This is a genomic window from Deltaproteobacteria bacterium, from assembly GCA_029860075.1.
GTDB lineage: Bacteria > Desulfobacterota > JADFVX01 > JADFVX01 > JADFVX01 > JAOUBX01.
Genome location: JAOUBX010000032.1, coordinates 39,319 through 45,318 on the forward strand (window position 1 = coordinate 39,319; position 6,000 = coordinate 45,318).

Sequence of the window (6,000 nt, forward strand, 5' to 3'; positions counted from 1 at the left end):
TAACATAAAAGCAGGAGGAAATAACAGAAATCAGCGCTATTGATACAGAGATTCATCTTTTGAAATAAAAGATTTTATAAAACAACAGTTTAAATTTGACTCTATTCCATAAGGGATTTAGAATAAAACATAATAAATATCTGTAATTAATCGTTAAAGCAGCCTTTTTCCTTCAAAAAATAACATATCAGGCACACTATATGCAAAGTAATTATTCCATTAACAAAAACCCTTCTGTCAACACTCAATAAGATAAAAACAATTCCGGTTAAATAGGCACTCAATGAAAAAAATACTCTTTATAACTCCTCCCTACCATGCCGGTGTCGTTGAAGTCGCCGGCAGATGGGTCCCTCTTAATATGGTCTATCTTACGGCGGCTGCAAGAGAGGCTGGTCTGGAAGTTCACCTTTATGACGCCATGACGAAAGGTGTGGGGCATGAGGAGATAAATGACAAAATCAGGGAAATAGACCCTCATTATGTAGCAACAACTGCCATCACCTGTTCCTCACCTGATGCATTGCAAATAATAACAAACGCTAAAGATATAAATCCTGAAATTATAACGATAATAGGTGGAATTCACCCTACCTTCATGTTTGAAGAAATGTTTGAACTCTCCCGGGGAGCGCTTGATTATGTGGTTAGAGGTGAAGGAGACATGACGGTCAGGGAACTGCTCGAAACAATTGAAAAGGGAGGAGATCTTTTAAAAATCAGGGGGATTGCCTACCTGGAAGAAGGAAAAATTGTGAGAACGCCTGGACGGCCCCTTCTGAGCCCTGCCGAACTGGACAGTCTGCCCCAGGCATGGGATCTGCTCGACTGGGATGACTATGTCTACTTTATTCTTCCAAATGCAAGACTGGGAGCTATTGCCACATCGAGGGGCTGTGATAAGGATTGCAGTTTCTGCTCCCAGAGGATCTTCTGGGAAAAATCATGGCGAGGCAGAAGTCCCGAATCGCTTATTAAAGAAGTGGAACTGCAACACCACAAATACGGCGTTAACGTTATTCTTCTTACCGATGACTACCCCACCCACAACAGGGAGCGATGGGAAAGCTTTCTGGACCTTTTAATTGAAAAAGACCTGCCCATCTATTTTCTTATGGAAACGCGGGTGGAAGATATTCTTAGAGATAAAGATATCCTTCCAAAATACAGGGAGGCCGGTATTATTCATATCTATGTGGGAACAGAGGCTGTCAACCAGGAAATACTCGATTACATCAAAAAAGACATTCAGGCCGATGAATCCAAAGAAGCGCTGAGACTTTTAAATGCGCATAATATTATAACGGAAACATCGATGATCCTCGGCTTTCCTGATGACACAAAAGAGTCCATTAAAGAAACCTTTAGAACGGCGCTTGAATATAATCCCGATTTCTGCCATTTTCTTGCCATCGTACCCTGGCCCTATGCCGATATCAATGAGGATCTGAAGGAGTATATTGAAGTTACCGATTATAGAAAATACAACCTCATTGACCCCATTATTAAACCGAAAAACCTGACTATTGAAGAAATCGACGAAGCCATCGTTGACTGTTACAGGGATTTTTACATGGGAAAGATGAAGGAAATGCTCAAAACGAAGGACGAGTTCAAACGTGAATACCTCATGACATCAATGAAGCTCATGATGAATTCATCTTTCCTGGTTAACAAGCTGGGCCATATGGAAGGTATGCCTGAAGAAATGAAGCTTCACATGGACTCGGCAGGCACTATGCATGACAAAATGGTTAAAATGAACAAGGGATTATTGGGAAAGCTTTTTTCTAAATGTCCCTTTGAATCGAAAAAAAGATCAGCAGGCTAAATTGTCCCGATATCTGCATAGTCATCCATTGAACGTATATAAACTCCTGACAGCGCCCCCATCAATAAAAACTTGCACACATGTATTTTTTAAGCATCAGTATTGAATCGTTGTTAAGGGCAAAGCGCTCTTCCAGTATTTAACATCATCAAGCTCACCTACATAAGTCAAATTATTTAAGTCATAAAATCCATTAGCGTTCCAATAGGTATAACCGGCGGATGGCGTACCGCTTGTTGACCAAATCGGGCGGGCGCCTACAGCAAAAAATGAGCTTACATGCCTGCTGCCGGCAGGCAGGTTTCCACCCCAAAGATGCGGGTCGGAAAGCATAATGTAATTGCCGCTGCCGCCCATATCCGTTTCAGCCGCTAACTGACCATTGATATAGATCCTTATATAACGTCCGTCCCATGTGCCAACCACATGCTGCCACTGACCCGGCTGCAGAGCGACACCACCATATGTGGGCGCGCCGGAAGCTGCCGTCTCTGTCTGGGCAAATGCGTGAGTCCAACTCGTAGTCGGCATAATGCTACTTCCACTACCACAGGCCCCCGTTATCCAACCACCCTGATAATAACCGGCAGGACTTACCGGAAGAACGGCTGCCGGCAAAGTGCCGCCCCAGGGATCGCACCTCGGATCGGCAGGATCGCCCACGGAAACCCAGAACCGCAACACATCATGGGTCGAATCTTCCGTTGAGCAGTTACCTGAGATGGGATTACCGTCATCACTAAAACGCATAATGCCAAGGGCCCAGTTCTTGATCCAGAATTGGGTGGTCAAAATGTCTCGTCTCAGTTTAGTATTCAAGCCCAGCGTTTGACCTTCACTGCAACCAAGGGCCGTCGGTTTTATCCATACGGAAAATGAAAATTCACCGCTTTGTTGCATCTCCTGGACAATAACAGGGGCGCCGCCACTATTATATGTTGCCGGAGGAAGACCGTCATCGGGATTAATGGTATAGTTCAATTGGACGGCCCCTCTGTCGCTGACCCGATCTAATCTGACCGCCTTATCGCCTGCTGCCGTACCCGGTTTAGTACTTGTTACCCACTGGACATTTCGGGTAAGCACACCGTGCATATCCTCTTGCGTGCCCAATGCGCCGGTACTGTCGGCAACAGCGCCCATACCTTCATTGAAATCCCATTTCAATATAAGATCATTAACCGAGGCTTCCGGAGGCAGGGAAAAGGTGACAGCGCCGGTCCCGACGGGATTGCCGTAAAAGCCATAAATGGCATCAGGAGCGGCGGCAACGGTGCACACGCCTATATCAGATTGATCGACAATAGCACTCATTGTCAAAATAGCGAAATTGTCGCCGGCTGTGTGAGTAACCGATGATATCGTCCAGCCGCAACTCAAAACAAAGCCCTCGGCCAGAAGATTACCACTACCGTCGGGATTCGCGTAAGCGCCTTCAGCAAAAGTAACATAAACCTGATTACTGCTATTGACTGTCCCGTTCAGTTTAAGCTGAAGACCACCATAAAGGACACTTATGATATCAGGCGGTCCGGTGAGGGTTGCCGGCCATGGCCCGGCCGAGACCAACTGGGCAGGCAGTGCGGTAGGCGTATAGGACAAGTTATTGTATCCTCCCTTGTACCAGGCCCAAATAGAGAGTGGCTGGGCAGCCAGGAAATCAGCGCCCAGATCAGCCGCAATAGTCGGCTGACTCATAGTAAGCACAGCAATGGTATCACCGGCGGTATGCTCGACTGCAACGATGGCCCTTGGATTATCATCATTCTTATCGATGAGCCAGAAATCACCCGGTTGCAATGCGCCGGAGAGAGTATCCACAGAGAGATCGCTCTCATCGATCAACGTAAAGATACCCGGAGTGCCCATCCCAAATTCACTTTCCCTGAAGGTTACATAGAGTTTGTCCGAGCCTATGGGGGCAACCACACTCTCAATCTCCGGAGTAAAATCCGGTGGGAAATAATTGTTCACATCCACCCGTTCAGTAAGATGAAGCTGGGTACCACTGCCGCTTTCACTACCAGAGTGGATGATCCGATGGAGAGAGTTCACTTCATGACAGGATGCATTACCACAACTCATACCTGCATGGTGGCCGCCATAGAAATAGTGACAGGCATTGCAGAATGAGTTCCAGTTGCCGCCATCAGTACAATTCTCACCGGGACTGGTACCGGAACCGCAGGCGCCGTTTTTATTCACCTGGAACCGCTCCCGGATCATTGAACCACGATTTGAACCATGCGCCTCGTGGCAATCAGTACACGCCATTACAAAGTTAATTCCCGCATTGCGCTCGGCGGAATCAAAAGGCCATCGCATGAAATGTCCGCCCCCGCGACCGCGTGAGACCTCATTCATTTTGAAGAGAGCATCGGGGCTGCCGCCATCCCCCCAGAAGCTGGACGCCAGTGGATCGCTCTCATTCATATTAAAGGGTGTACCGGCGATGCCAAAACCATGGCGGGCGCCGCACTCCACCCGCTGATTGGGCGGATCTACGGAGTTATCGGTACAACCGATGCCCTGCCCCCAATTAATAGGGGGATTGACCGCACTCACCCGCTCAGAATGGCAATCCAGGCAGAAGGCGGAATAAGCCGGCAATACATCGCCGTCAAATTCAAATCCCGTCATCCCGCTGCCATCCTTCGGCGGCTGATAGACCCCTCCCTGATCGAAGGGGAGACCACCGGAACCAAGAGTATAACCTTCGGCAATCTTCCGGTAGAAACCACCCGTACCGTAGCCACCCGTCTGCGCATAATAGTCCATCTTCTCCGTTGCATCGTCACCCCAGACCTCATTCCGGTTCGACGGCCGCGTGATGGGACTCAGGTTCTGCTCTGCATCCCAGTATTTCCCCGTTACAAGATGGACATTATGGCAGGAAATACACTCAAGGGTATAGGTCTTTCCACCATTGGAGAAGGAGGTTCCCAGATTGTGAATTTCCGATTTACTGAATGCCTCCTGAATATCATCTGCTGACTTATATCCGCCGGTCCTGTTGTTCGCTATAGCATCATTGACCACTCCCCCCTCGGTATGACACTCATAACAGAGTGTCTCCTGGTTTGCCGTTGTCATGGCCGGGTTCACCGTTCCATGCACGTCATGGCAGTCGCTACAGTAGATGGGCCTCGATGTGTAAGGATGCATAATGGTATCCTTTCCATGAGCCGAAAATTCAAAGGCCGTCACGTCTGTATACCAGATTGGCGCTGCCGTGGCCAGGCCGCCCGCTTTATGGCAGTTCGAGCAATTACTGTTGGCAGAGTCATTCTCATAGCCCGCCTTCAATCGGCTACCCGCTGGATTAGGGCCGGAAATAATATGGAAAACCGCCCCGTTATGACAATCAACACAGGTCCGGTTAGCTCCCGGGTTACCTGATGCCGTCGTATCCTGCCAGGACAGGGTGGTATAATTGCCTGCCGCCTTCCCATGACCACTGACAAAGAAACCATAAGTGCTGTTATTCCCCACCTTATTAGGCGCCGTCTCTGTCTTGATCTGTGATGGTATTTCATCATGGCAGCCGACGCACCAGTTCTCTTTACCCGGTTTCAGACTTGTGCCGTTATTGTAAACACCACCGTTATGCCAGTTCTCCTTGGCGCCGATAGAAGCACCCGTCGTATTAACGCCGTTAAAAGCGCCACCCGGACTGTGGCAAATATCACAAACATCGGTTTCTGAAAGATCGATCCTGCCGTCTCCGTTACTGTCCGTACCGGAATTAAAGGCAGGAATGTCAGTAATATCATGGCAGCTGTTGCAATAGATCCGGGGACCGCGCTTATCGTCGGCATCCCATTCGGTATGCGTCGAATGGGGGGCCGTCGTACCGCGGCCCTGGCTGTATTCGCCGGAACCACCCGTCCAGGGATAGCTCATGTCCTTGTCGATTTCCGTCCCTTCTTCATGGCCATGGCAGCTGACGCATACATTGCCGCCCCCTTCGCCGGTCACACCGTGGGCAAAACCTCCCTGGTGAATATGACAGGACTGGGTGCACTTTTTACCAACAGCGCCGCCTACGTTGGCGTGGTCAGGATCAGAAGCGCCGCCCAGGCCCACCTGACGGAAGTGGCTCGTCTTGCTGTGGCAGGCCTGGCAAACACTCGTTTCGGCATTGGTGGCGAAACTGCCCGCACCGGAAT

The 6,000-nt window shown here is 49.1% G+C and carries 2 protein-coding genes; one reads left to right on the forward strand and one right to left on the reverse strand.

What is annotated here, in order from left to right:
• Positions 1 to 283 precede the first annotated feature (283 nt).
• Positions 284 to 1,831, forward strand: coding sequence for a B12-binding domain-containing radical SAM protein (locus OEV42_11175; protein ID MDH3974830.1), 1,548 nt, complete (start codon positions 284 to 286; stop codon positions 1,829 to 1,831).
• Positions 1,832 to 1,927: 96 nt separating this feature from the next.
• Here the strand turns inward: OEV42_11175 and OEV42_11180 are convergent, their stop codons facing one another.
• Complete coding sequence (locus OEV42_11180; GenBank protein MDH3974831.1) at positions 1,928 to 5,809, reverse strand: hypothetical protein; 3,882 nt, start codon at positions 5,807 to 5,809, stop codon at positions 1,928 to 1,930.
• Positions 5,810 to 6,000: the final 191 nt, after the last annotated feature.

Excerpts from the sequence above, each read along its gene's own strand:
- OEV42_11175 (MDH3974830.1), top strand. The coding sequence starts at position 284 with ATGAAAAAAATACTCTTTATAACTCCTCCCTACCATGCCGGTGTCGTT.